The sequence below is a fragment of the Cryobacterium sp. SO1 genome (assembly GCF_004210215.2).
Classification (GTDB): Bacteria; Actinomycetota; Actinomycetes; order Actinomycetales; family Microbacteriaceae; genus Cryobacterium.
Window position 1 is genome coordinate 3,610,450 of the sequence record NZ_CP067394.1, and the last position, 22,020, is coordinate 3,632,469.

Annotated in this window: 19 protein-coding genes and 2 pseudogenes; 8 read left to right on the top strand and 13 right to left on the bottom strand. The window is 68.0% G+C overall.

The features are described from left to right. Nucleotides 1–9: 9 nt before the first annotated feature. From BJQ95_RS17200 to BJQ95_RS17225, 6 genes are all read right to left on the bottom strand, one after another. Complete coding sequence (locus BJQ95_RS17200; RefSeq protein ID WP_130178763.1) at nt 10–675, bottom strand: GNAT family N-acetyltransferase; 666 nt, start codon at nt 673–675, stop codon at nt 10–12. 85 nt (nt 676–760) lie between these two features. After that, nucleotides 761–2,047: an adenylosuccinate synthase gene (locus tag BJQ95_RS17205; RefSeq protein WP_130178762.1), complete on the bottom strand. Its 1,287-nt coding sequence runs from the start codon at nt 2,045–2,047 to the stop codon at nt 761–763. Nucleotides 2,048–2,050: 3 nt separating this feature from the next. Beyond that, nucleotides 2,051–2,569, bottom strand: a complete 519-nt coding sequence (locus BJQ95_RS17210) for a DUF3151 domain-containing protein (protein ID WP_130178761.1) — start codon at nt 2,567–2,569, stop codon at nt 2,051–2,053. Nucleotides 2,570–2,645: 76 nt separating this feature from the next. Then, nucleotides 2,646–3,251: a TetR/AcrR family transcriptional regulator gene (locus BJQ95_RS17215; RefSeq protein WP_130178760.1), complete on the bottom strand. Its 606-nt coding sequence runs from the start codon at nt 3,249–3,251 to the stop codon at nt 2,646–2,648. Between the two features lie 38 nt (nt 3,252–3,289). Then, nucleotides 3,290–5,422: a YhgE/Pip domain-containing protein gene (locus tag BJQ95_RS17220; protein ID WP_130178759.1), complete on the bottom strand. Its 2,133-nt coding sequence runs from the start codon at nt 5,420–5,422 to the stop codon at nt 3,290–3,292. After that, the gene (locus tag BJQ95_RS17225; protein WP_165385005.1) at nt 5,423–6,067 is read right to left on the bottom strand and encodes an ATP-binding cassette domain-containing protein; all 645 of its coding nucleotides are present in this window, start codon (nt 6,065–6,067) and stop codon (nt 5,423–5,425) included. It lies immediately after the preceding gene. 273 nt (nt 6,068–6,340) lie between these two features. On the opposite strand from BJQ95_RS17225, the gene BJQ95_RS17230 reads away from it, so the two are divergent. After that, a complete protein-coding gene (locus BJQ95_RS17230) occupies nt 6,341–7,015 on the top strand; it encodes a hypothetical protein (protein ID WP_205750207.1) in 675 nt (224 codons plus the stop codon). Next, nucleotides 7,012–9,369, top strand: a complete 2,358-nt coding sequence (locus BJQ95_RS17235; protein WP_240694879.1) for a YhgE/Pip domain-containing protein — start codon at nt 7,012–7,014, stop codon at nt 9,367–9,369. Before BJQ95_RS17230 ends, BJQ95_RS17235 begins: the two co-directional genes overlap by 4 nt. Before the next feature lie 128 nt (nt 9,370–9,497). Here the strand turns inward: BJQ95_RS17235 and BJQ95_RS17240 are convergent, their stop codons facing one another. Further along, entirely contained in the window at nt 9,498–10,688 is a 1,191-nt protein-coding gene (locus BJQ95_RS17240; protein ID WP_130178757.1) for an NADP-dependent malic enzyme, read from the bottom strand. 499 nt (nt 10,689–11,187) lie between these two features. On the opposite strand from BJQ95_RS17240, the pseudogene BJQ95_RS17245 reads away from it, so the two are divergent. Both BJQ95_RS17245 and BJQ95_RS17250 read left to right on the top strand, forming a co-directional pair. Beyond that, a pseudogene (locus tag BJQ95_RS17245) lies at nt 11,188–11,502 on the top strand (IS1380 family transposase); the annotation flags it as partial. 86 nt (nt 11,503–11,588) lie between these two features. Next, nucleotides 11,589–12,085, top strand: a pseudogene (locus BJQ95_RS17250) (IS30 family transposase); the annotation flags it as partial. Between the two features lie 220 nt (nt 12,086–12,305). Here the strand turns inward: BJQ95_RS17250 and BJQ95_RS17255 are convergent. From BJQ95_RS17255 to BJQ95_RS17280, 6 genes are all read right to left on the bottom strand, one after another. Beyond that, entirely contained in the window at nt 12,306–13,604 is a 1,299-nt protein-coding gene (locus tag BJQ95_RS17255; RefSeq protein WP_130178756.1) for a dicarboxylate/amino acid:cation symporter, read from the bottom strand. A gap of 641 nt (nt 13,605–14,245) precedes the next feature. Next, nucleotides 14,246–14,395 carry an ANTAR domain-containing protein gene (locus BJQ95_RS17260; protein WP_130178755.1) on the bottom strand — a complete coding sequence of 50 codons (150 nt, stop codon included), beginning with the start codon at nt 14,393–14,395 and terminating at the stop codon, nt 14,246–14,248. Nucleotides 14,396–14,604: 209 nt separating this feature from the next. Further along, entirely contained in the window at nt 14,605–16,002 is a 1,398-nt protein-coding gene (locus BJQ95_RS17265; RefSeq protein ID WP_130178754.1) for an IS1380 family transposase, read from the bottom strand. Nucleotides 16,003–16,328: 326 nt separating this feature from the next. After that, entirely contained in the window at nt 16,329–17,540 is a 1,212-nt protein-coding gene (locus tag BJQ95_RS17270) for an IS4 family transposase (protein WP_130178752.1), read from the bottom strand. Between the two features lie 44 nt (nt 17,541–17,584). Beyond that, the gene (locus tag BJQ95_RS17275; RefSeq protein ID WP_130178751.1) at nt 17,585–17,959 is read right to left on the bottom strand and encodes a DUF4440 domain-containing protein; all 375 of its coding nucleotides are present in this window, start codon (nt 17,957–17,959) and stop codon (nt 17,585–17,587) included. 34 nt (nt 17,960–17,993) lie between these two features. Next, nucleotides 17,994–18,623 carry an RNA methyltransferase gene (locus BJQ95_RS17280; RefSeq protein ID WP_130178750.1) on the bottom strand — a complete coding sequence of 210 codons (630 nt, stop codon included), beginning with the start codon at nt 18,621–18,623 and terminating at the stop codon, nt 17,994–17,996. 237 nt (nt 18,624–18,860) lie between these two features. Between BJQ95_RS17280 and BJQ95_RS17285 the strand changes: the two genes are divergently transcribed. The 4 genes from BJQ95_RS17285 to BJQ95_RS17300 all read left to right on the top strand — a co-directional run bounded on the left by BJQ95_RS17285 (nt 18,861) and on the right by BJQ95_RS17300 (nt 22,017). Beyond that, nucleotides 18,861–19,550 carry a DedA family protein gene (locus BJQ95_RS17285; protein ID WP_130178749.1) on the top strand — a complete coding sequence of 230 codons (690 nt, stop codon included), beginning with the start codon at nt 18,861–18,863 and terminating at the stop codon, nt 19,548–19,550. Between the two features lie 133 nt (nt 19,551–19,683). Then, nucleotides 19,684–19,977: an ATP-dependent DNA ligase gene (locus tag BJQ95_RS17290; protein ID WP_130178748.1), complete on the top strand. Its 294-nt coding sequence runs from the start codon at nt 19,684–19,686 to the stop codon at nt 19,975–19,977. 80 nt (nt 19,978–20,057) lie between these two features. Further along, nucleotides 20,058–21,341: an Nramp family divalent metal transporter gene (locus tag BJQ95_RS17295; protein ID WP_130178747.1), complete on the top strand. Its 1,284-nt coding sequence runs from the start codon at nt 20,058–20,060 to the stop codon at nt 21,339–21,341. A 31-nt stretch (nt 21,342–21,372) separates the two neighbouring features. Continuing rightward, nucleotides 21,373–22,017, top strand: a complete 645-nt coding sequence (locus BJQ95_RS17300) for a metal-dependent transcriptional regulator (protein ID WP_130178746.1) — start codon at nt 21,373–21,375, stop codon at nt 22,015–22,017. Nucleotides 22,018–22,020 lie beyond the last annotated feature (3 nt).

A 22,020-nucleotide genomic window follows, 5' to 3' on the forward strand; every position in this document is an offset into this window, starting at 1 on the left:
TGGCCGTATTCAGCTGGGCGTGACCCGGCGGCGGGGCGCCCGCGGGTCGCGGTACTCGACGGCCGTGCCGCTGAACACGTCGAGCCGCTTGTGCAACCCGGCCTGCACCACGGGCCACTCGTCGGCGAGCACCGAGTAGACGGCGGTGTCCCGCCACGAGCCGTCCGCCCGGCGCTGCACTCGCCGGTTGATGCCCTCGAACTGCGCGCCGATGCCCAGGATCGCCGCGCGGGACCGGGAGTTGAGCACATCGGCCTGGATCTTGACCCGGCCGAAGCCGTGCTCGAACGCGGCACCGAGCATCAGCAGCTTCGTCTCGGGGTTCACCGCGGTGCCCCAGACCTGCGGAGCGTACGCGGTCCAGCCCAGGTGCAGCGCCTCGTTGGGCAGGTCGATGTCGCCGAGGGTGGAGGTGCCGACCAGGTCGCCGGCGTGCGGACCGGAGACGACGCGCACGGCGTAGGGCTGGGCATCCCACTGGTAGTACTGGAGCGCGAAGGCCACGAAGTCCTCGAGCGCGGCGGGCAGACCGTGCGGGCCGCCGCCGTACCCGCCGGCGAAGACCGCCGGATGCGCGATGGCGCGGTGCAACTCGGGCAGGTGTGCCCGGCTGAGCGGTTCCAGGCACACGAAGCGCCCCGTCAGCAGTGTCGCGTCGGGTCGGTGCGCGGTCACGTGGGTTCTCCCTTCGCCGAACTGTGAGCTAAGCCCCGAAAACTCGGCGTTTTCGGGGCTTTGCTCACGGTTCGCGGGCCGTGGGTCAGTCGATGAGGTCGTGGAGGGTGAGGATCGCCTCGCGGTCGGGGCCGACCCCGATGGCGGAGATGCGGGCGCCGCTCATGGCCTCGAGCGCGAGGACGTAGTCCTGGGCGTTCCGGGGCAGGTCTTCGAAGTGGCGCACCATGGTGATGTCCTCGGTCCAGCCGGGGTACTCCTCGTAGACCGGCTTCGCGTGGTGGAAGTCGGACTGCGACACGGGTACCTCGTCGTAGCGCACCCCGTCGACCTCGTAGGCGACGCAGACCGGGATGGTCTCAAGGCCCGTGAGCACGTCGAGCTTGGTGAGCACGAAGTCGGTGACCCCGTTGATCCGGGCCGTGTACCGGGCGATCGGGGCGTCGTACCAGCCACAGCGGCGCGGCCGGCCGGTGGTCGTGCCGAACTCGAAGCCCTTGGCGCGCAAGAACTCGCCGGACTCGTCGAACAGCTCGGTGGGGAACGGGCCGGCGCCGACGCGGGTGGTGTACGCCTTGACGACCGCGATGATGCGGTCGATCCGGTTCGGGCCGATGCCTGAGCCGGTCACCGCGCCACCGGACGTGGCGTTGGACGACGTGACGAACGGGTAGGAGCCGTGGTCGACATCCAGCATGGTGGCCTGGCCGCCCTCGAACAGCACGGTCTTGCCGTCGGTGAGCGCCTCGTGCAGCAGCAGGGCGGTGTCGGCGACCATAGGGCGCAGACGTTCGGCGTAGCTGAGCAGGTCGTCGACGATCTCGTCGACGGTGATGGCGCGGCGGTTGTAGACCTTGACCAGCATGTGGTTCTTCTGCCCGAGGGCGCCCTCCACCTTCTGGCGCAGGATGTTCTCGTCGAACAGGTCCTGAATGCGGATGCCGACGCGGTTGATCTTGTCGGCGTAGGTGGGGCCGATGCCGCGGCCGGTGGTGCCGATCTGGCGCTTGCCCAGGAACCGCTCGGTGACCTTGTCCATGGTGCGGTGGTACTGGGTGATCACGTGCGCGTTGGCGCTGACGCGCAGCTTGGACACGTCGACGCCGCGGGAGCTGAGCGCGTCGAGTTCCTCGAAGAGCACCTCGATGTCGACGACGACTCCGTTGGCGATCACCGGGGTGACGCCGGGGGTGAGGATGCCGGAGGGCAGCAGGTGCAGCGCATACTTCTCGTTGCCGACGACCACGGTGTGGCCGGCGTTGTTGCCGCCGTTGAACTTGACGACGTAGTCGACCCGGCTGCCGAGGAGGTCGGTGGCCTTACCCTTACCTTCGTCGCCCCACTGGGCGCCGATCAGAACAATTGCGGGCATGGCTTAGTTTTCTCCTTGGATAAAGAAGGCGGCGGTCGGCGGGGCCGGGTCCTCGCCGGGTGAAACGGCGGGCGGGGCCGCCGGGAACTTCTGGGAATCGTCCGCCTCGGAGCGCAGCAGCGGGATGACGGTGGCATCGGCCCCGTCCAGGAAGTCGGTGAGCCGCTCGAACTCGTCGGTCTCGCCGATCTCGGCCGCGGCGCGGCGAAGGGCGAACAGGGCGCGGAGCACCCCACGGTTGGGTGCGTGCGACCACGGGATGGGTCCCTGGCCGCGCCAGCCGGCCTTGCGCAGCGCGTCGAGGCCGCGGTGGTAGCCCACCCGGGCATACGCGTACGCCTCGAGCAGTCGGCCCTGAGAGTGGGTCACGTCTGCGAGGGCCGCCCAGGCCAGCGATGACTTCGGATGCGCCGCCACAACGGTTGATATATCTTGCGTTCCGGTTCGGCTGAGCGCCTCAGTCACCTCCGGTTCCGCGGGTAGGAGGGTCTCGGGCTGTTCGATCAGATTTGCGCCGGTCACACTCGATACTACCGCGACCCGAGATTCAGGCCCGCGAGCTGTGAGTTAAGCACCGCAAATCGCGAGAATTAGGTGCTTAAGTCACAGTTCGCGGGCGGGGCGGGGCGAGGGAGGCGAGCAGGCCGCCGGAGAGGGACTCGAGGATGGCGGCGGAGACCTCGTCGCGGTGGCGTTCGGGCTCGAAGACCAGCCACTCGAGGCCGGCCATGAGCACCGCGCCGAACACGCTCGACGCCATCAGCCCGCTGGTGCCGGCCGCAGCCGTGGCCGGCTTGGCCTCGGCGATCGCCTCGGCGAAGACCGCGAGGGCGTCGTGCCGCAGGGCGAACAGGGTCTTCTGCCAGGCCCGGTCGGTGCGGAAGATCTCGGCCGCCATCAGCTTGGCCAGGCCGGCATTGGCCTCGATCCGGTCGAGCAGCACCGTGATCAGCGCCTCCAGGGCGGCGCGGCCGTTCAGGCCGGCGGCCGCCTCCCCGAGGGTGTCGGCCAGCGCGCCGACCCCCTCCTGCAACAGCGCCTCGAAGAGGTTGTCCTTGGAGCTGAAGTTGTAATAGAGGCTGCCCTTGGCCACCCCGGCGAGCTCCGCGACGTCGTCCATCGTGGTGCCGGTGATCCCCCGGGTGGCGGCCAGCTGCAGCGCGGCATCCAAGATCGCCCGTTTCGTTCCAGTCGCGCGGGGCATGGCCGGTCCTTTCGTCGCTCTCGTGTCGGGCTCGCAGCCTAGATGGTCAACTCGGGGTGCAGCCGGGTGATCGTCCACATCCGCTGCCGCGAGGCGCTCCAGGCGCTGATCGCGATCGAGCCGACAAGGATGCCCACGAGCACGAGCACGGAAAGCCACAGTCTAGAGTCGATCCCGCCGGTGATGAGCTGCCGCAGGCCGGTGACCACGTACGAGGCTGGCATCCACGGGTGCAGGATCTGGAAGAACTGCGGCGTGGTCTCCACCGGGTAGGTTCCACCGGACGAGCTCAGTTGCAGCATCAGCAGCACCAGGCTGATCACGCGGCCGGCGGCGGTGCCGAACAGGATGATGAACATCTGTTGCAGCGCCAGGAACGCCAGCGTCGTGAGGTAGATGAAGACCGACATGCCCAGCCAGTGCGCGGGGGTGAGCCCGATGCCGTAGACCAGCACCAGGACCATGATCACGACCTGGCTGAGGCCGATCGCCATGGCCGGCAGGAATCCGGTCATCGTGGCGCGCAGCCCCGAGGCGGCGCTGGCCAGGGCCCGGGTGGGCAGGGCACGCAGGATCAGCCAGGTGATCAGCGCCCCGACGAAGGTGGCCAAGGCCAGGAAGAACGGAGCGAAGCCCTCACCGAAGCTGTCGGACGCGTTCTCCCAGGTCTGCTTGAGGTCGACCGGGTTGGCGATCACCGTGGCCTTCGTGGCGATCTGGGCCTCGCTGTCGTCCGGTGCGGCGGCCGCTCCGGTTGCCAGGGCGTCGGCGAGGGTGTGGCTGCCGGCGGTGAGCTGTTGGGTGCCGGACTGCAACGCGGTACCGCCGTCGACCAGCTTGGTGCTGCCGTCGACGAGGGTGCCGGTGCCGGCGGCGAGGCTGCCCGCGCCGTCGGCGAGGGTGGCCGATCCGGTGGCGGCGGTCGCCGCTCCGGTGGCGAGTCGCCCGGCCCCGGCCGAGAGGGCGCCGGCGCCGGTGGCGACGTCGCCGGCTCCTGATGCGACCTGCGCGGCCCCGGGGACGCCGCCGCTGAGGGCGTCGGAGAGTTGGCCGACACCGGCGGCGAAGGTTCCGCTGGAGGTGGCATAGCCGGAGATCTGGGTCGCGGCGCCCTGCGTCTGGGTGTTGAGCGTGTCGGCGCCGCCGGCGAGCTGGGTCACCGACGGCAGGAAGGCGGAGGCCGGCGTGCCGGCCGGGGCCGCCGCGATGGCCGCCGCCAGATCCTGCAGACTTCCGGAGAGCGTGGTCGTGCCTGCCGCCAGCTGACCGGCACCGGTGGCGATCGAGGTTGCCCCCGCGGCGAGCTGGTCGGAGGAGTCGGAGAGGGTGGCAGCCCCGGCCGCGGCCTTGGCGAAGCCGTCGGAGACCTGCCGGGTTCCGCCGGCGACGGCTGTGGCGCCATCGGCGAGTTTCGCCGAGGAGTCGCTCAGTGTGGTCGCGCCGGTGGACAGTGTGCCGAGGCCGGTGGCCAGGGCGGACGATCCGTCTGCGACCTGGGCGGCGCCGTCGTCGAGCGTGACGGCGCCCGCGGAGAGGTCGCCCAGCCCGTCGACGAGGGTGCCGGTCCCGGTTTCGGCGGTCGTGAGGCCGTCGGCAAGGGTGCCGGCGCCGTCTGCGGCGCTGCGGATGCCGTCGCCGGCCTCGTTCACGGCCACGAGCATCGCGTTGACGGTCTGGTCGCCGATGTTCAGGGACACGGCGTCGCGCAGCTGGATCATGGCCTGCTTGCCCAGGGTGGAGGCGAGGAAGCTGTTGCTGTCGTTGTAGTCCACCTGTACCTCGGCCGCGGTGGGGCTGTGGGTGCCGGCCGAGACCGCGTCGGTGGAGAAGTCGGCGGGGATGGTGACGGAGAAATAGTAGTCGCCGTCGGTGACCCCGGTGGCGGCATCCGCCGCGCCGGTTTCGACCCAGCCGAGGTCGTTGCCGTCCAGGAGCTTGTCGACCAGGTCATCGCCGGCGGTGACCGGTTCGCCGTCGCGGGTGGCACCGGTGTCGGCGTTGACCAGGGCGACCGGCAGGTGGCTGAGCTCCTTGTCGGGTGCCCAGAAGGCCCAGAGGTAGAGGGCGCCGTAGATCAGGGGGATGAACATCAGCACCACGAGAGCGATCTTGGGCAGGGTGCCCTTGCCGAATCGGCGGAGCTCCGTGCCCGTAGAAAGGAAGGCGAACATCTAGCGAATCTCCTGGTTCATGTACAGGACGGTCGGGTCGAGGCCCAGGTCCGTCCACATTTCTTCGTCGGGTGCGATGGCCGAGGCGATCACGGGGGTGCCGGCGGCCACGATCGCGCCGAGCCGGTGCCAGAGCTGCCGGCGGGCTTCGGTGGAGTGCACCTGCTCGACCTGGTCGAAGAACAGCACGTCGGGGCGGCTCATCATGGCCAGCGACGCGCGCAGCAGCACCATCTCGACTTCATCGAGGTCCCAGATCATGGTGCTGGCGGCGGGCAGGGGGATGTCCCCGAAGATGGGACCGCAGACCCGGCTGACCTCGGCGTCGTCGACCGCGCGGATGAAGGACCACCAGGGGGCGAGCCAGGCGTGGCGTTCGCGGATGGCCGCGGCCACGCTGACCGACTCCTCGAGGGAGTCGATGCCGTGAAACCCGGATATGCCCGTGCGGCGTTGCACACGGCGGGCGCGGCGGGGCAGGTCCTCTCCCAGCACCGACAGGCTGCCCGAGCTGGGCTTCATACGCCCGGCCAGGGTGAGCAGCAGGCTGGTGCGGCCACTGCCGGCCGGTCCGCAGACCACCGTGAGGCCGTCGCCGGCGCTGAAACTCAGCGGCCCGAAGACCACGCCTCGTTTGTAATTCACGGTCAGTTCGTCCGCTACCAGTGTCGTCCGCACGTCGGTCCCTTCTCGTCGGCACCTTTGTACCGACTAGTCAGTATAGATCCGCGCTCCGGCCGGATGCAACCGCACCCCTCGTCCGGGTCACGTCTGAGAGAGTTCAAAGCAAAAACTGACTAGTCAGTGAAAAGGAGGCCGGGTGAATTAGAGTGTGACCCTGTCGCAGCGCCGCGACGCCTCTCTTCCCCTTCGGGCCCGGCGCTGGCCGGGCTCCCCGCTACCACCGGAGGCGCTCGCATGCGCGTTACCCTCACCGCCGTCACGAAAGGACCGAAGAACTCGGCCCTGCCCGAAACGACCCTGGAGTTCGCCAGCGGCGCCGTCACCTTCGCCCGGGCCGAGACCGAACGCCGCCCCACGGTGCTCGGCCTGATCGCCTCCGGGCGGATGCGTCCCGACGCCGGCACGGTGACCCTCGACGGGCACACCGACTACTCGGGCCTCCGCCGCCAGGTCGCCCTCGTCGACGCCCTCGGGGTCTCCGAGCCGGCCGCCGACGTGAAGGTGGACGAGGTCGTGGCCGAGGAGCTGATGTTCGCCGGCCGCCTCGGCCGACGCAGCACGGTCAAACGGGTGCTCACCGAGATCGGCCTCGCCGACCAGGCCCGCTCCGACATGGGCGACCTCGCACCCGACGACCGTATCCGCCTGCTCACCGAGCTGGCCGTGCTCCGCGACGGCGTTCTGGGCCTCGTTCTCACCTCGCCCGACCGCCATGGCGGCGACCCGTTGGGCTGGTGGGACGTGGCCGGCGGCCTGGCCGCGCGCGGCTACGCGATGCTCGTGATCGCCGGCGATGCCTCTGCGCATGCGATCGCCGACCTGGAACTGACCAACCTCGAGCCGGCGGGCGAGCTGCCCGCCGGGCTCGTCCGCTCACCCCTCGCCACCGCTGGAGCCGTCGTCCTGTGAAGATCTTCGCCATGATCCGCGCCGAACTGGCGCGCCTGACCGCCACCACCATGTCCCGGGTCGCGCTCGTCGCGCTGATGCTGGTGCCCGTGCTCTACGGCGGTCTCTACCTCTGGGCCAACCAGGACCCGTACGCGGGCCTGGACCGGGTGCCTGTTGCCCTCGTCGTCTCCGACACCGGCGCAGAGCAAGACGGCGAAGCCACCAACTACGGCGCGGACGTCGCCGAGCAGCTGGTGGACGACGGCACGTTCGACTGGCACACCGTGACGGCCCAGACAGCGAAGGCCGGTGTCGCCGATGCCACCTACGACTTCAGCGTCACGATTCCCGCCGACTTCTCCAGCTCGATCGCCTCCTCGTCGACCGACACCCCGCACCAGGCCACCATCACGCTCACCACGAACGACACCAACAGCTACCTGGCCTCCACCATCGGCAGCCAGGCGGCGCAGACCATTCGGGACGCCATCGTCGAGCGGGTCAACGAGCAGGCCGCCGACACCCTGCTGATCGGTCTGTCCGACATCCGCTCGAGCCTGGTCGACGCAGCCGACGGCGCCACGCAGCTCACGGATGGCGCGGCGACCGCCGCCGACGGCGGCAGCAGCCTGTCCGACGGCGCCGGCCAACTCGCCGACGGCGCCGGCCAGCTGGCCACGGGGGCCGGCAGTCTGGCCGACGGCACCGGCCAGGTCGCCGACGGCGCCGGCCAGGTGGCCGACGGCACGGGCCAGGTGGCCTCGGGCGCCGATGCCCTGGCCACGGGAACGGGTACCCTGAGCACGGGTGCGGGCAGCCTCGCCGACGGGACCGCACAGGTCGCCACCGGAGCCGATTCGCTCGCGACCGCGACCGGCCAGGTGGCCGACGGCACTGCCGCGCTCGCACAGGGCGCCGCATCCCTCGCCGACGGCACGGGCAAGGTCTCGGCCGGCGCCACCCAGGTGGCCACCGCCGCCCAGAAGGTGGCCGACGGCACAGCGGCGCTGAACACGGCCGCGCAGCAGGCCTCCGACGGTGTTGCCGGGGCCGGCGCGGTTTACACGGCCGCGCAGACCGCCCTGGCCGACCAGCTCACCGCCGACGGCCTGAGCCCCGCCCAGGTCGACGCGGCCCTGGCGACCCTGACCCCGATCGGGAGCACCCTCACCCAGAGCGGAGCCGCCCTCACCCAGGCCGGCAGCGCCATCAACACCCTGTCCACCGGCAGCACCCAGCTGGCCGCCGGGGCCGCCGCGACAGCCACCGGCGCTCAGCAGAGCGCCGCCGGGGCGACGACCCTGGCCACGGGCGCCGCCACGGCGTCGGCCGGGGCCCGTCAGACCGCCGACGGGGCAGCCACCCTCGCCACGGGCGCACACCAGAGCGCCGACGGCGCCAGCGCCCTCGCCACCGGCGCCGGCCAGGCCGCCAACGGAGCGGCCACCCTGGCCGCCGGCGCAGACCAGACCGCCGCGGGCGCCGCCACCCTGAATACTGGGGCGTCCGCCGCCGCCGATGGCGCCGCCAGCCTCAGCACCGGTGCTACCGCGGCGAAGTCCGGCGCCGACTCCCTCGCCACCGGGGCCTCCTCGCTCAGCGACGGCCTCCTCGGCCTCAAGAACGGCGCGGGCACGTTGCGCGACGGGCTCACCGAGGGCGTCGACAGCATCCCCGACTCGGATGCCGACACCCGCGACCTGCAGGCCTCCACGATCGCCGACCCGGTCGACCTGCACAAGGCGGCCGTGACCTCCGCAGGTACCTACGGCGCCGGACTTGCCCCGTTCTTCGCCAGCCTGGCCGGCTGGATCGGCATCTACGCGCTGTTCCTGATCGTGAAGCCGGTCTCCCGCCGGGCGATCACGGCGCTGCACTCGCCGCTGAAGATCACCCTGGCCGGCTGGCTCACCCCCGGCATCCTGGGGCTGCTGCAGATGGCCGCGCTGTTCGGCATCCTCACCGGCGTGCTGCACTTCGAGGTGCACAACCCGGTGGGCACCTACGCGATGATGGGCCTGGCCGCGATGACGTTCGCCGCGATCATCCTCGCGCTGAACGTGTGGCTTGGCAGCGTGGGCCAGTTCGTCGGCCTGGTGCTCATGGTGATCCAGCTGGTCACCGCCGGCGGCACCTTCCCGTGGCAGACCCTGCCGGCTCCGCTGGCGTTCCTGCACCACGTGATGCCGATGAGCTACGCGGTCGACGGCATCCGTCAGCTGATGTACGGCGGCAACCCGGCCACCGCGCTGAACGACGCCGGCGTGCTGCTGCTCTGGCTGACCGGGGCGCTCGTGCTCGCCGCGGTCGGCGTGGTGCGGATGACGCACTTCCGCACCCTGCGCGACCTCAAGCCCAGCTTGATCGGCTGACCGCGCACGGCGAATCGCGCACTCGTTTCGGAACTTCGCACCTTCGTTTCACGTCAGGACTATGCGAAGTCCGCAGACGAGTGCACCAGCGTCGCGACAGTCGGCCTCGGCGCCAGAATCCGGCGGGGTCAGACCAGAGGGCGATCGACGGCGGCGATCACCGCGGCGGCCACGGCGGATGCGACGCGCTCGTCGAACGGGCTGGGCACGATAAAATCGGCGGCGAGGTCGTCACCGACCAGGTCGGCGATGGCCGTAGCGGCGGCGATCTTCATGGCGGTGGTGATCCGGCGGGCGCCGGCATCCAGCGCGCCACGGAAGATGCCGGGGAAGGCCAGCACGTTGTTGATCTGGTTGGGGTAGTCGCTGCGCCCGGTGGCGACGATCCTGGCGTAGCGGGCAGCCACCTCGGGCGCCACCTCCGGGTCGGGGTTGGACAGCGCGAAGATCATGGCGTCGTCGGACATCGTGGCGAGCAGGTTCTCGTCGACCGTGCCCGAGGAGACGCCGATGAAGACGTCGGCGCCCGCCAGCGCCTGGGCCGGACCGCCGTGGACCTGGCGCGGGTTGGACCTGAGAGCGAACCTGGCCTTGACGCCCAGGAGGTCGAAGCGGCGATTGCTCAGGATGCCCCGCGAATCGAGTACCACCACGTCCTCGACACCCACCTCAAGCAGCAGGGCGGCGATGGCGATCCCCGCGGCGCCGGCGCCCGAGATCACGACCCGGAGCCCGCGGAGGTTGCGGCCCAGCACCGTGGCGCCGTTGGTGATCGCCGCGAGCACCACGACGGCCGTGCCGTGCTGGTCGTCGTGCATCACGGGCATGTCGAGGGCCTCGATCAGCTTGGCCTCGAGCTCGAAGCAGCGCGGCGCCGAGACGTCTTCGAGGTTCACGGCGCCGAAGCTGTGGCGCAGTCGCACCAGGGTCTCGACGATCTCGTCGACATCGGTGGTGTCGAGCACCAGCGGGATCGAGTTCAGCCCCGCGAAGCGCTGGAAGAGCGCCGACTTGCCCTCCATCACGGGCAGAGCCGCCGCCGGGCCGATGTCGCCCAGGCCCAGCACCGCGGTGCCGTCACTGACAACGGCGACGAGACGGCTCGCCCAGGTGTGCGAGGCGGCGACGGCGGCATCCGTGTGGATGGCCCGGCTGACCTCGGCGACGCCAGGGGTGTACACGACCGCCAGATCACGCGCGGAGTCGATGGGGCGGGCCAGCTCGATGCGCAGCTTGCCGCCCTCGTGGGCGGCGAAGATCTCGTCAGTGCTGACGCGGGTGCCAACGTCGGCAGACTGGGCGGGCTGGGTGAGGGACATGGCACGGCCTTCGCGGTCGGAACAGGGGAAGCCGCACACGCACAGGGACATCTCGAGACCGGCCTGGATTCAGGCTACGGCCACCGCGGCCCCCGCACCCGGGACCATAGACCTAGTCACCCGGTCGGACGCATTCCTCAGCGCGCCGGTCTGGCCGCGTTCGGCGGTGAGCCGACGAGACACCGCCGTGAGATTGGCGGAGGTCTTGCGCATCCGTCGCTCAACACGAGTGGGTTGCATTTTCTGCCATGAAGTGAGTGTTGTGCACCATGGGATGCACAGTGCAGGTAAATTCCTGGCGCGGCACCCCAAGCTCCGCGATGCCGGGAGCTACAGGGCGTCGGCGCACCAGTTATGGCCCACCGCGCCAGCGTTCTGCGGGCGCAATGGGCCATACGAGGTGCAGTGAGCGCCTAAACCTCAATCCACCGGTCGACTTGAGGGGTTAGCGGCGCGTTAAACAGAGAATGTCCCTTTGATCAGGAAAAACATCTCGTAGATGCAACTGTTCCATAGATCCACAGCCTTGTCAGCGACCTTCGACGATGTGAATCTCGTGTCGTCCGCAGGGCTGGTCCCAGCGATGGTTCTGGCCACGTCGACGGGATTGGCAGAGTTGGCCAACCGGTGGTTGACGTTGCCCGGCTACTTCGGCGCGAACGCCGGGTTGAAAGTCACCGCGCTGATCGCGGGGATGCTCGCCGGCGCGGATTCCATCGATGACATGGCGTTGCTCCGCCACGGCGGACTGAAGAAACTCTTTGTTGGCGCCTACGCGCCGTCCACGTTGGGATCGTTCCTGCGCGCGTTCACCTGCATTGTCCAGTACAGATCAAGATCAGCTTCTTCGGCCAGCGGCAGGAGCGCCTCTTTGATGGCGACCCAATTGGCGGCCGCGTACGTGCCGTCCCGGGGCATTGGGAAGGCGACCTGATCATTGGCAGCGACGGCGAGGCCATCGGCACTCTCGTTGAACGCAGCACCCGGTTCACGATCTTGCTGCACCTGCCCGGCCCGCACACGGCCGACGAGGTCGCGACCGCGATGATCCGCGAGATGCGCCACCTCCCCGATCACCTGCGTCGTTCAGTGACTTGGGACCGCGGCACCGAACTCGCCGACTACGAACGCATCCAACTCGCCTGGTCACCAAGCTCTACTTCTGCCACCCGCACTGGCCCTGGCAGCGCGGCACCAACGAGAACACCAACCGGCTCCTGCGGTTCTGGTTCGAAAAAGGCTCGAACCTTGCCGGCCACACCGCCGACGATCTCGACCGCGTCGCGGCGAAACTCAACCGCCGGCCCCGACCCACCCTCGGCCTCGAAACCCCAGCCAACCGGCTGGCCCAGCTGCTCACAGCAGCACAAACCACCGGCGTTGCCTCGACTGCTTGACTTTGCCTCTGGGTCCAGCCGCGCCGATCACACTTCACGCACAATCTTTCATTAACCCGATTCCGACCGCTCGTCCAACACCGCCCTGAGGAGAAAGCTCAGGCCGAAATCTGCCCCCTCCTCCGTTCGAGCGCCCTGGTTCCGCTCTTGCAGCCCCGCGCTCCCAGGGGGGGCAGGGTCCTATTTGGACATCGAGGCTTCATCCTCGCCCTCTCGAGCATCAGTCTGCCGAGTCCGCCCGGGCGAACGACTTTTCGTACTCGGCGGTGTCGATCCCCTTGGCCGTGACGACTTTCGTGCCGTTGTAGACGTCGCGGTCAATGTCGTCCGACGCTTTCGCCACGAGCATGGCTACGATCGTGTCGCCATTCACGTTAAGGAAGGTGCGGAGCATGCCCGTGAACCAGTCCACCGCGATCAGCAGGCCGACCGCTTGGAGCGGCAGTCCCATCGTTCCGCCGAGGAACATGGCGATCACCGGGAATCCGCCCGGAACGGTGATGGTGCCCATGTTGAGCATAATCGCGAGCCCCATACCGAGCACGATCTGCCCGACCGAGAGGGTCATCCCCCCGGACTGCGCGAGGAACATGATGACGATCATGTAGTTGAGCACCGCGCCGTACGATCCCATCGTGAGACCGACCGACAGGGTGAAGTTCGCGACCCGCGGGCTCACCCCCACCTTCTCCACGGCGTTGCGCAGCACAGTCGGGAACGTTACGGCCGAGCTGGTCGTCGTAACCGCGATGACCGTCTGTTCGGCGAGCTTGCGTGGCAGCTTCGCCGGGTTCAGGCGGGTGCGCACGGTCACGACAACCACGAACACAGCCGTGAGGATCACCACACCGAGGGCTGTCGTGCCGAGGTATTTGAGCGCGGTCGTGATCACCGCTAACCCGACGTCGCCGGCGAGCGCGGCGAGCAGCGCGAACACGCCGAGCGGCGCGATGTACATCACGAAGCGGATCATCGTGAGCACGACCTGCTGCAGCTGGTCGAAGAAGCTCAGGATCAGCGTGTTGCCGGTCCTGCCGGCGTAGTTGTTGAGAGCAGCCCCGAATAGCAGCGAGAAAATGATGATCGGCACCATGGTCGCGGTCGACATCGCCGCGAAGATGTTGGTCGACACGAACCCGAGGATCGTGTCCTGCCATCCGGTCGCCTGCCCGGCGGATTCCTCGAGGGTCGGGTCGATATCGCCGTCGAAGACCATGCCGACGCCGGGCTGGATCAGCACGCTGAGCCCCCAGGCGACCACGGCCGCGACGATCGAGAAGCCGATCATCCAGGCGAAGGTTCGGAGGGCCAGCCGTCCGGTGCCCTTGCCTGCGATCGAGCCAGTCGCGACGATGACCGACGACATCACGAGCGGAACGATGGCCATCTGGATGAGCCGGATGAACAGGTCGCCGATGAACTTGAGGTTCGCCGCCCACTCGCCGACGATCAGTCCGAACAGGATGCCGGCGATCGCCGCGATCCCGATCTGCGCCGCTGGATGCGTCAGTGTCTTCATTGGATTTCCCCGTATCGTGCCGATGGATGCCTCGACGATGCAATCCGCGAAGTCGCTCCCGCGCGGCTTCCCGCCTGCCTGTCGGGTCCTACTTTCGGGCACCTGCGTTTCCGCGCAGTTCGGCGCCTGTTTCGAACCTGTTAATTCAGACGTTCACACCACCAGCTCTGAGTATCCGAAAACACGTTGTCCCAACCGTGAAGGTGGGCCCGGCTTAGCCTCAGGCTAAGCATGCTGTGCTCAGGCGCAGACACGCCGCGGTGCAGGTTGTCCACGGGGTGTGCTGCGCCGCCATCCGCTCACAGGCGGCCGTTGATGCTGCACAGGAACGGAGGCACGCGTCGAGGAGCGCGATTGCAGACGTGTGGTGCTCACTCGTTGTCCAGGACAAGACCCGCGCCGTCGCTTCCCCACTGTCCTCCAGATTCAGGCATGCGTCGGCAGAGTCTTCGCTCACGATGACAAGGGCGGCGCATGCTTCGTCGCAGGTCCGAATCCGGAGTCGAATCTGGGCGGCGTCCACTGTGCTGTCCCGCATAGGGACACGGTAGCCTGAGGGAGTCCCGAGCGGCATCTCTCAGCTGGCATTGCTCCACTACGGATTGATGAGCAGCGTCCGGCTGGTCGAGCAGCCAAGAGCGTTAGGTGAAGTTGATCTCGCGAGCGATGACGGCGGCGGCCATGGCCTCCACTGGAAGCCCAGAGGACTCGGCCTGCTCAATGAGTAGGAGCAGAGCACTGTCAGGGTCGGTATTGGTCTGGGCAACGATCACCCCGGTTGCCTGATGCACTTGTGGGTTGTGCCAACTTCCGGACTGCCTGAGCTGTTGCCGGCTTTCGATGGTCACGGCGCGCCTTACCCTCAATCCACCGATCGGCTGAGGCTGGGCGGCGTTTTCTGATTTGAAAAGTTAGAGCGCGCTGGCGCGTTATTGAGTGCTGAGCCTCGCTGCTCGTGGTGTTCCACTCGTGGTCCTGGTCGTTGGGTCGGGGCTGGTCGTCAGCTGGGCGCGGGTCGGGGGCGCTCGGTGCTGTGGCAAAACAGGGTGGTCCACGCTGTTTCCCAGGGCCAGTACTGGGGCAGATGAAGCATGATGCGTCTGGCGGACGATGCGATCCTGGCTGGGACGGTGACGAGTTTCCGGCGGATGGTGGCCGTGGTCGCTTTGGCCAGGCCAGCGCCCGCGATGGTCGCCGCGGCGCGGGTGAGGTTGAAGGCCATCACGGCCAGGACCAGCCAGGCGGCGTTCGCGGTGAACTTGCCGGAGGGCAGGTGCGCGAGGGCGCTGTTCTTCAGATCCGCGTTGACGAGCTCGATCACCGCGTGAGCCCGGTGGGTTTTGTCCGCGGCGACCGTGGGCAGGTCACTGGTGGTGAAGAACGCGTGGAAGCGGTGCGTGTCAAAGAGGGTGGGGTGCTCGAGGTCTTTCTCGTTCAATTCCGGGATTCGCCGCACCACGAGGCGGCCAGTGATGTGCTCGCTCTTCTTCCAGGACGTGAACGCGGTGAACGGAATCTCGGCGACTTCGGCCGTGCTGATCCAGGATTTCGTGGCCTCGTCGTAGATCGCGTTGGTGTATTCGATGGCCTCCCAGGCGTTATCGGGAATGGCCGCGATCGCGCGTTTCACGGCCGGATCCATCCGGGCAGTGACCGACACGGCCGCGCCCGCAGTGATCGCTGCGCTCATCGTGGCGTAACCGTAGAACGCGGAATCGGCGCGGAGCAGCACTCGGGCGGAGGCCATGCCATTGAGGCGTTTGATGGTCGCGAGGGCGTCGCGGACCATGCGAGCAGCTCCGCGCGGTGACCCGCACGCGCCCCGCCGTAAACGCTGTCCGACGATGATCGGCGCGGAAGCGTCCGTTTTCACCGTCGCGAGGAAAGCGTTGATCCCGCGGACCCCGGAGTATCCGTAGCCGGAGCCTTGTTTTTGATGACCGTGTACTTCGATGATGGTGTCATCAATATCGAGGAACACGTAGCCGGCGGCGTCGGTCTCCTTCACGAGTAGCGGGGCTTGGATGGCCAGGCCCTGGAGGAACCGGGACGCGACCGCATCAAGCTGACGCACATGGCCGAAGGAGAACTTCCGAAGGAACGATCCCAGGGTCGAGGGTGCGTAACAGGAGCTAAAGACCTTCCGCATGCCGCCGTGACGCAGCACCGCCATGTCATCGATGGAATCCGCGCCGGCGACCATGCCGCCCACGAGGGAGGCGACCTTCAAACCGGCGTTGGCTCCCTTGTCCGTTGGAACGCTCAACCACTGGTCGGCCAACTGGTGCAGGCCCGCTTTCTCGGCGAGTTTCAGGATCGGGACCAGACCTGCGGCCGACACGAGATTCGGGTCATCAAATGACGCGGAGACAGCCCGCACGCTGTGGGAAACTTGCATCTACGAGATGCCTCTCTTCTCGGGACGATTTGCACTGTGGTAAGTACAATTTTCCCTGACAAGACAGGCATTCTCGGTTTAACGCGCCGTCAGATTTCGGACCCGATCGGTGGATTGAGGCTAAGGGCAATACCGTTCAGTTAAGCGTGTGAAGGGTGATTTCTGGCTCGTGGCGGGGTTGTGGCCAGTCGGCGTGGTGGAAGCGTTTGGCGGGCCATTTCGAGATTTTGCGTTTGATGACGCGAGGGTTTGATCGTCGTCGCCGGGCGGGGTTCAGCCGTCGGATCAGGGCGAGTACCGCATGGCGCCAGATGGCTGTGGCGTGGTCAGGGTGCGGAGGGGGGAAAAGCGCCCTGAGCCACGGAGCGGCGGGCGATGCGGAGTGCGGCGATGAAGGAGACCCGGTCAGGGTCACGGTGAGCGTGTTGGGCGGCCTCGACCATGAGGGTGCGGATCGCGTAGTGGCAACAGAGGTGGCCCCAGATCTCCTGCTTGACCAGGTCGGGGGACTTGGACCGCATCACCATGCGCGGGCCGCGTTGATGAGTTTTCAACTCATCAAACACGGACTCGATCTCCCATCGTTCGGAGTACACGGTCGCGAGTTCTTCCGCGGAGGCCTCGGCCGGATCAAGGATCGTCGTCAACAACCGGTAGGCATCAGGGTTGTCGCGTCCGTCGTCGATCGTGTAGTCCACGACCCGCACGGTCAAGGGTGGTGTCGATTGCCGTCCCGGGCCGGAGGTCGGGATGATCGTCGCCAGCCAGGACCCGTCAGCGAGGGTTTCCTGATACCGGGGGCGGAGGTTCGTCTTGACCCGCCAGAGCAGGTCAGCGCCCGTCGCTGCTGCCTGCGCCCACAACCGGAAGCCGTAGAAGCCGCGGTCGGCCAGGACCAACATGCCCGGCTTGAAACGGCTGGCGAGCTCACGGGAGAGTTCAATCTCCGACGTCGTGCACGGGCCCATCACCGCGTCCAGAACGGCATGCGTCCCGCACTCCGCCAGGGCCACCAGGCGCGCTTGAGGGAAAGCTGATTGCTCCCCACGGCTGACCGGCGGCCGACCAAAGAACTCCGCATTCACCACGCTGTCCGCCAGATCCAAGATTGTGCCGTCGATGGACATCAGCCGCCGTCCCGCCAACCACGACCCCGGTGTGTCAGGCCCTGCCAGCGGGCGTGCGACGCGGGCAAACAAGTCCCGCATCGGCTCAAACCCCAGCCGCCGACGCGCCTGAAAGATAGCCGACTTCGACGGCGGCACAAACGTCTCGGACCAGCCCGAGGACCACGACAACCCATCCGTCAACTGAGCAAACACGTCCTCGTAGGACGCTTCGGCATACAGGCCCATCCCGATTGAGAAATACGCCATCACCCGCGCCGGCAACGCCCGGTTGCGCTGCTCCGTCCGGCCCGCGGCCTGAACCACCTCATCGATGACATCAGCAGGGAACACGCGGGTCAACAAACCCACCGACACTAAATCCGACAACCGACGGTCAGAGACCGGCTTCACCCACCCTGTACGCGCCATAGCCACAACGTAACATGAGAAAGCTTAACTGAACGGTATCGAGGCTAAACGGGCGACTCCTGGTGGGCGGCGATGGACCAGCCGCCGTTGTTCTCGTCGAAGAGGTAGGTGGTGGACATCTGCAGCTCGGTGGCGACGTCGCCGCGCCAGGCCGTCGACCGGTAGACCAACACGCCGGCGTGGTCGCCCAACCGGATGACGGCCGGCTCGTGCAGCTCGTACCGGTCCAGCGGCGCGGCGGCCTTGAACGCGGCCCGCACCTCGTCGCGGCCGAGCACCACCCCGGGGAGGATCAGCAGGCCGTCACCGGTCATGGTGCGCTGGTAGTAATCACCGCCCTTGCCGGCGAGGATGGCGCGCCACCCTTCGTGGGCTTCGTGCAGGAGTCTGGCGGGGAGATCGTCGGTGATCGCAGTCATGACTCCACGCTAGCCCCCGGGCGCGCCGGTCGGGTCAGAATTTGTGCTGAAGAATCCAGGCGTGCATCGTGACCGCGGCGGCGGCGGAGGCGTTCATCGACCGGGTCGAGCCGAACTGGCTGATCTCCACCAGGGCATCACCGGCGGCGACGGCCTCCGGCGAGAGACCAGGGCCCTCCTGGCCGAAGAGCAGCACGCAGCGCTCGGGAAAGCTGAAGGTCTCCATGATCACGCTGCCGGGCAGGTTGTCGATCGCGATGATGGGCAGGCTCTCGGTACGGGCCCACTGAACGAACGCCGCCACATCCGGGTGATGCAGCACGTGCTGGTAGCGGTCGGTGACCATGGCGCCGCGCTTGTTCCAACGCTTGCGTCCGATGATGTGCACGGTGTCGGCGCCAAAGGCGTTCGCGCTGCGAACGATGGAGCCGATGTTCATGTCGTGCTGCCAGTTCTCGATGGCCACGTGGAACGGGTTGCGCTTCTCGTCGAGGTCCGCGACGATCGCCGCCATCGTCCAGTACCGGTACCGGTCGATCACGTTGCGAGTGTCACCGTGCTCGAGCAGGTCGCGATCGTAGTAGGGCTCGTCCGGCCACTCGCCGGCCCACGGACCGACCCCGTTGGTGGACAGTTCTGGCGTGGGGTTCAACGGTTCTGGCACTGCACCACCGTATCCCGCCTAGGACGGGCACCGAATCGGCTGGCACCGAAACTGGGCACAGCAGCCGGCGTGGTCCCCCTTGGGCCTGGACGGATACCCAGCTTCCGTTCACCTCGGGTTCGCTACCCTTGACCGCAGGGTGCGCATCAGCCGGTAGCCGCCGCGTTTTCGACCGCGTTCGGTACCGGCACCATCCGATCGAGACCGCAATCATGACCCCGACCGGAAGGCAGCTGTATGCAACCCACACTCTTCGGAATCGATTTCCTTGACTCCGAGTGGCTGATCGGCTGGTTCGGCTCGTTCGTGCTGCTGGGTGTCGCCGCCGTGGTGTTCGTCGAGACCGGCTTCATCGTGCTCTCGTTCCTGCCGGGCGACTCTCTCCTGTTCACAGTGGGCCTGCTCACCGCCACCGGCGACGTACCGTTCCCGATCTTCGTGACCTGCGCGATCATCTTCGTCGCCGCGTTCGCCGGTGACCAGTTGGCCTACGGCATCGGCCGCAAGGCCGGACCGGCCGTCTTCGCGCGCGAGCAGAACCGTTTCTTCAACCCGAAAAACGTGGAACGCACCAACGCGTTCTTTGCCAAGCACGGCGGCAAGGCCGTCATCATCGCGCGCTTCCTGCCCGTCTTCCGCGCCTTCGTGCCCCTCGCCGCGGGCGTGGGAAAGATGAGCTACCGCACCTTCGTGACCTTCAACCTGATCGGCGCGTTCGCCTGGGGCGTCGGCCTCACCATGGTGGGTTACCTGCTCGGGCAGATCCAGTTCGTCGCCGATTATTCCGAGTACTTCATCATCGGCATCGTGCTGCTCTCGGGCATCCCCATCCTCAGCGAACTCTTCAAGGCCGGGCGCGAGGCCATCCGCACCCGCGGCAAAGCGGCGGTGCCTGCCGTGGAGCTGCCGGAGGACGTGCTCGAGTAGGGTCATCAACCCGACGGATGCCTACCCCGGACTGGGGCTGACCCACCCCAGCTGCGCCTCGCTAGATTGAGGACCTGACGATGCCGAGCGACCGCGCGAGGCAGCAGGATCACACGACCCGGGGGGTGTCGCGATGGGCCGGTTCATCTATGACTCCACGCTGACCGTGACCCTGGACGACGACCTGCTCAGCCACCTCCAGGCCGTGATCGGGGCCAAGTTCCGGCTCAAGCAGTCCTTCTACTTCAGCTGGGGCTACCCCGCCAACACCGGGGAGAGCCGCACCATGATCTGGCTGACCCCGAGCATCTCAGTGCAGTTCCACTACCGCGCCTCTCGCCCCCCGTCTCTGGACCGAGACCGGATGGCCGCGCTCCTCGCCGAGACGAACAGCCCCAACGGACTGGTCCTCATCATCGGCACCTGAGCCGCGAACCACGACGGCGTCCTCAATGGGCGGTCCAGTGCAGGGTTTCGGGATACCTAAATAATCTGTAGGCTTTAGAAATGCCTCAACCTGATCCAGCCGCGACCGCCGCCGTCGCCGAACCGGCTACCCCGCCCGCACTGAGCTCGGTCACCTCGACCCGGCTGCTCTGGCTGCTGGGCCCGGCACTCGTGGCGGGCGTGGCGTATCTGGACCCGGGCAACGTGGCCAGCAACATGACCGCAGGCGCCCGGTACGGGTACCTGCTGGTCTGGGTGGTCGTGGCCGGCAACCTGATGGCCTGGCTGATCCAGTACCTGTCGGCGAAGCTGGGCATCGTCACCGGTACCAGCCTGCCGGAGATCCTCGGGGTGCGGCTGCGGCGCCCGGCCGCCCGCCGGCTGTACTGGGTGCAGGCCGAGCTGGTGGCCATGGCCACCGACCTGGCCGAGATCATCGGCGGCGCCGTGGCGCTCAACCTGCTGTTCGGCCTGCCGCTGCTGGCCGGCGGCCTGATCACCGGCGTCATCTCGATGATCGTGCTCACCGTGCAGACCCGGCGAGGCCCGCGCGTTTTCGAACGGGTCATCGTGGCCCTGCTGCTGATCATCACAGTGGGGTTCGCTGCCGGCGTCTTCTTCGCACCGCCGGACGCCGGCGGCGTCATCGACGGCTTGGTGCCGCGTTTCCAGGGCGCCGACTCGGTGCTCCTGGCCGCGTCGATCCTGGGCGCCACGATCATGCCGCACGCCATCTACGCCCACTCCGCCCTCACCCGGGACCGGTTCCCGATGCAGGAGGGACCGGCCGCGACCCGGCGCCTGCTCTGGGCGACGAAGTGGGACGTGACGATCGCGATGGCCATCGCGGGCACGGTGAACCTGGCCATCCTGCTGCTCGCGGCCTCTGCCCTGCAGGGGGTGCCGGGCACCGACTCGCTGGAGGGTGCCTACGCGGCCTTGCAGAGCACACTCGGACCGGTGATCGCGACGGTGTTCGCTCTCGGGCTGCTGGCCTCCGGCCTCGCCTCCACCTCGGTGGGCGCTTATGCGGGCGCCGAGATCATGCAGGGCCTGCTCAAGCTGCGGGTTCCATTGCTCCTCCGCCGCGTCGTCACGCTGATCCCGGCGCTGCTGATACTCGGCGTGGGGTTCGATCCCACCCAGGCGCTGGTGCTCAGCCAAGTGGTGCTGTCGTTCGGCATCCCGTTCGCGCTGATCCCCCTGGTCTGGCTCACGGCGCAGAAGGGGCTGCTCGGCGACTACGCCAATCGCTGGTTCACCACGGTCGCCGGCGCGATTGCCGCGGTACTGCTGGTTACCCTCAACGCCGTGCTGCTCGTCCTGATCTTCACCGGTTCGTGAACCGGAACCGGCCAGCTACCCTGAAGGGGTCATGAAACCCACCACCCCCGCCGCCGAGGATTACCTCAAGACGATCTACGCGCACACCGAGTGGCAGCCGGACCCGATCACGCCCCGGGTCCTGGCCACCCGGCTGGGCATCGCCCCGTCGTCGGTGACCGAAATGGTGAAGAAACTCGCCGCCGACGGGTTCATCGCCCACGTGCCGTACGGCCCGCTCACCCTCACGCCGGCCGGGCGGATGCGAGCCACGGCCGTGGTGCGTCGGCATCGTTTGATCGAAACCTGGTTGGTGCGTGAGCTCGGCTACACCTGGGACGAGGTGCACGACGAGGCCGAGGTGCTCGAGCACGCCATCTCCGACAGGCTGCTCGAGGCCATCGAGGCCCATCTGGGCCACCCGACGGCCGACCCGCACGGCGACCCGATCCCCGCCGCGGACGGCTCCAGCGAGCGGGTGCCCGCGGTTCTGCTCGCGGAGGCGGCACCGGGGCATGCCGGGACGGTGCTGCGGGTCAGTGATCGCGATCCGGCCGTCCTGCGCGCCCTCGCTGAGGCCGGCATCCGCCCGGGCAGCCGGCTGGCCGTGGTCGACGCGACCACGGTGCGCCTGCCAGCAGGTGAGCTGCACCCGTTGGCCGCGGAGGCCGCCGGGGCCATCTGGCTGACCAGCTGAGTG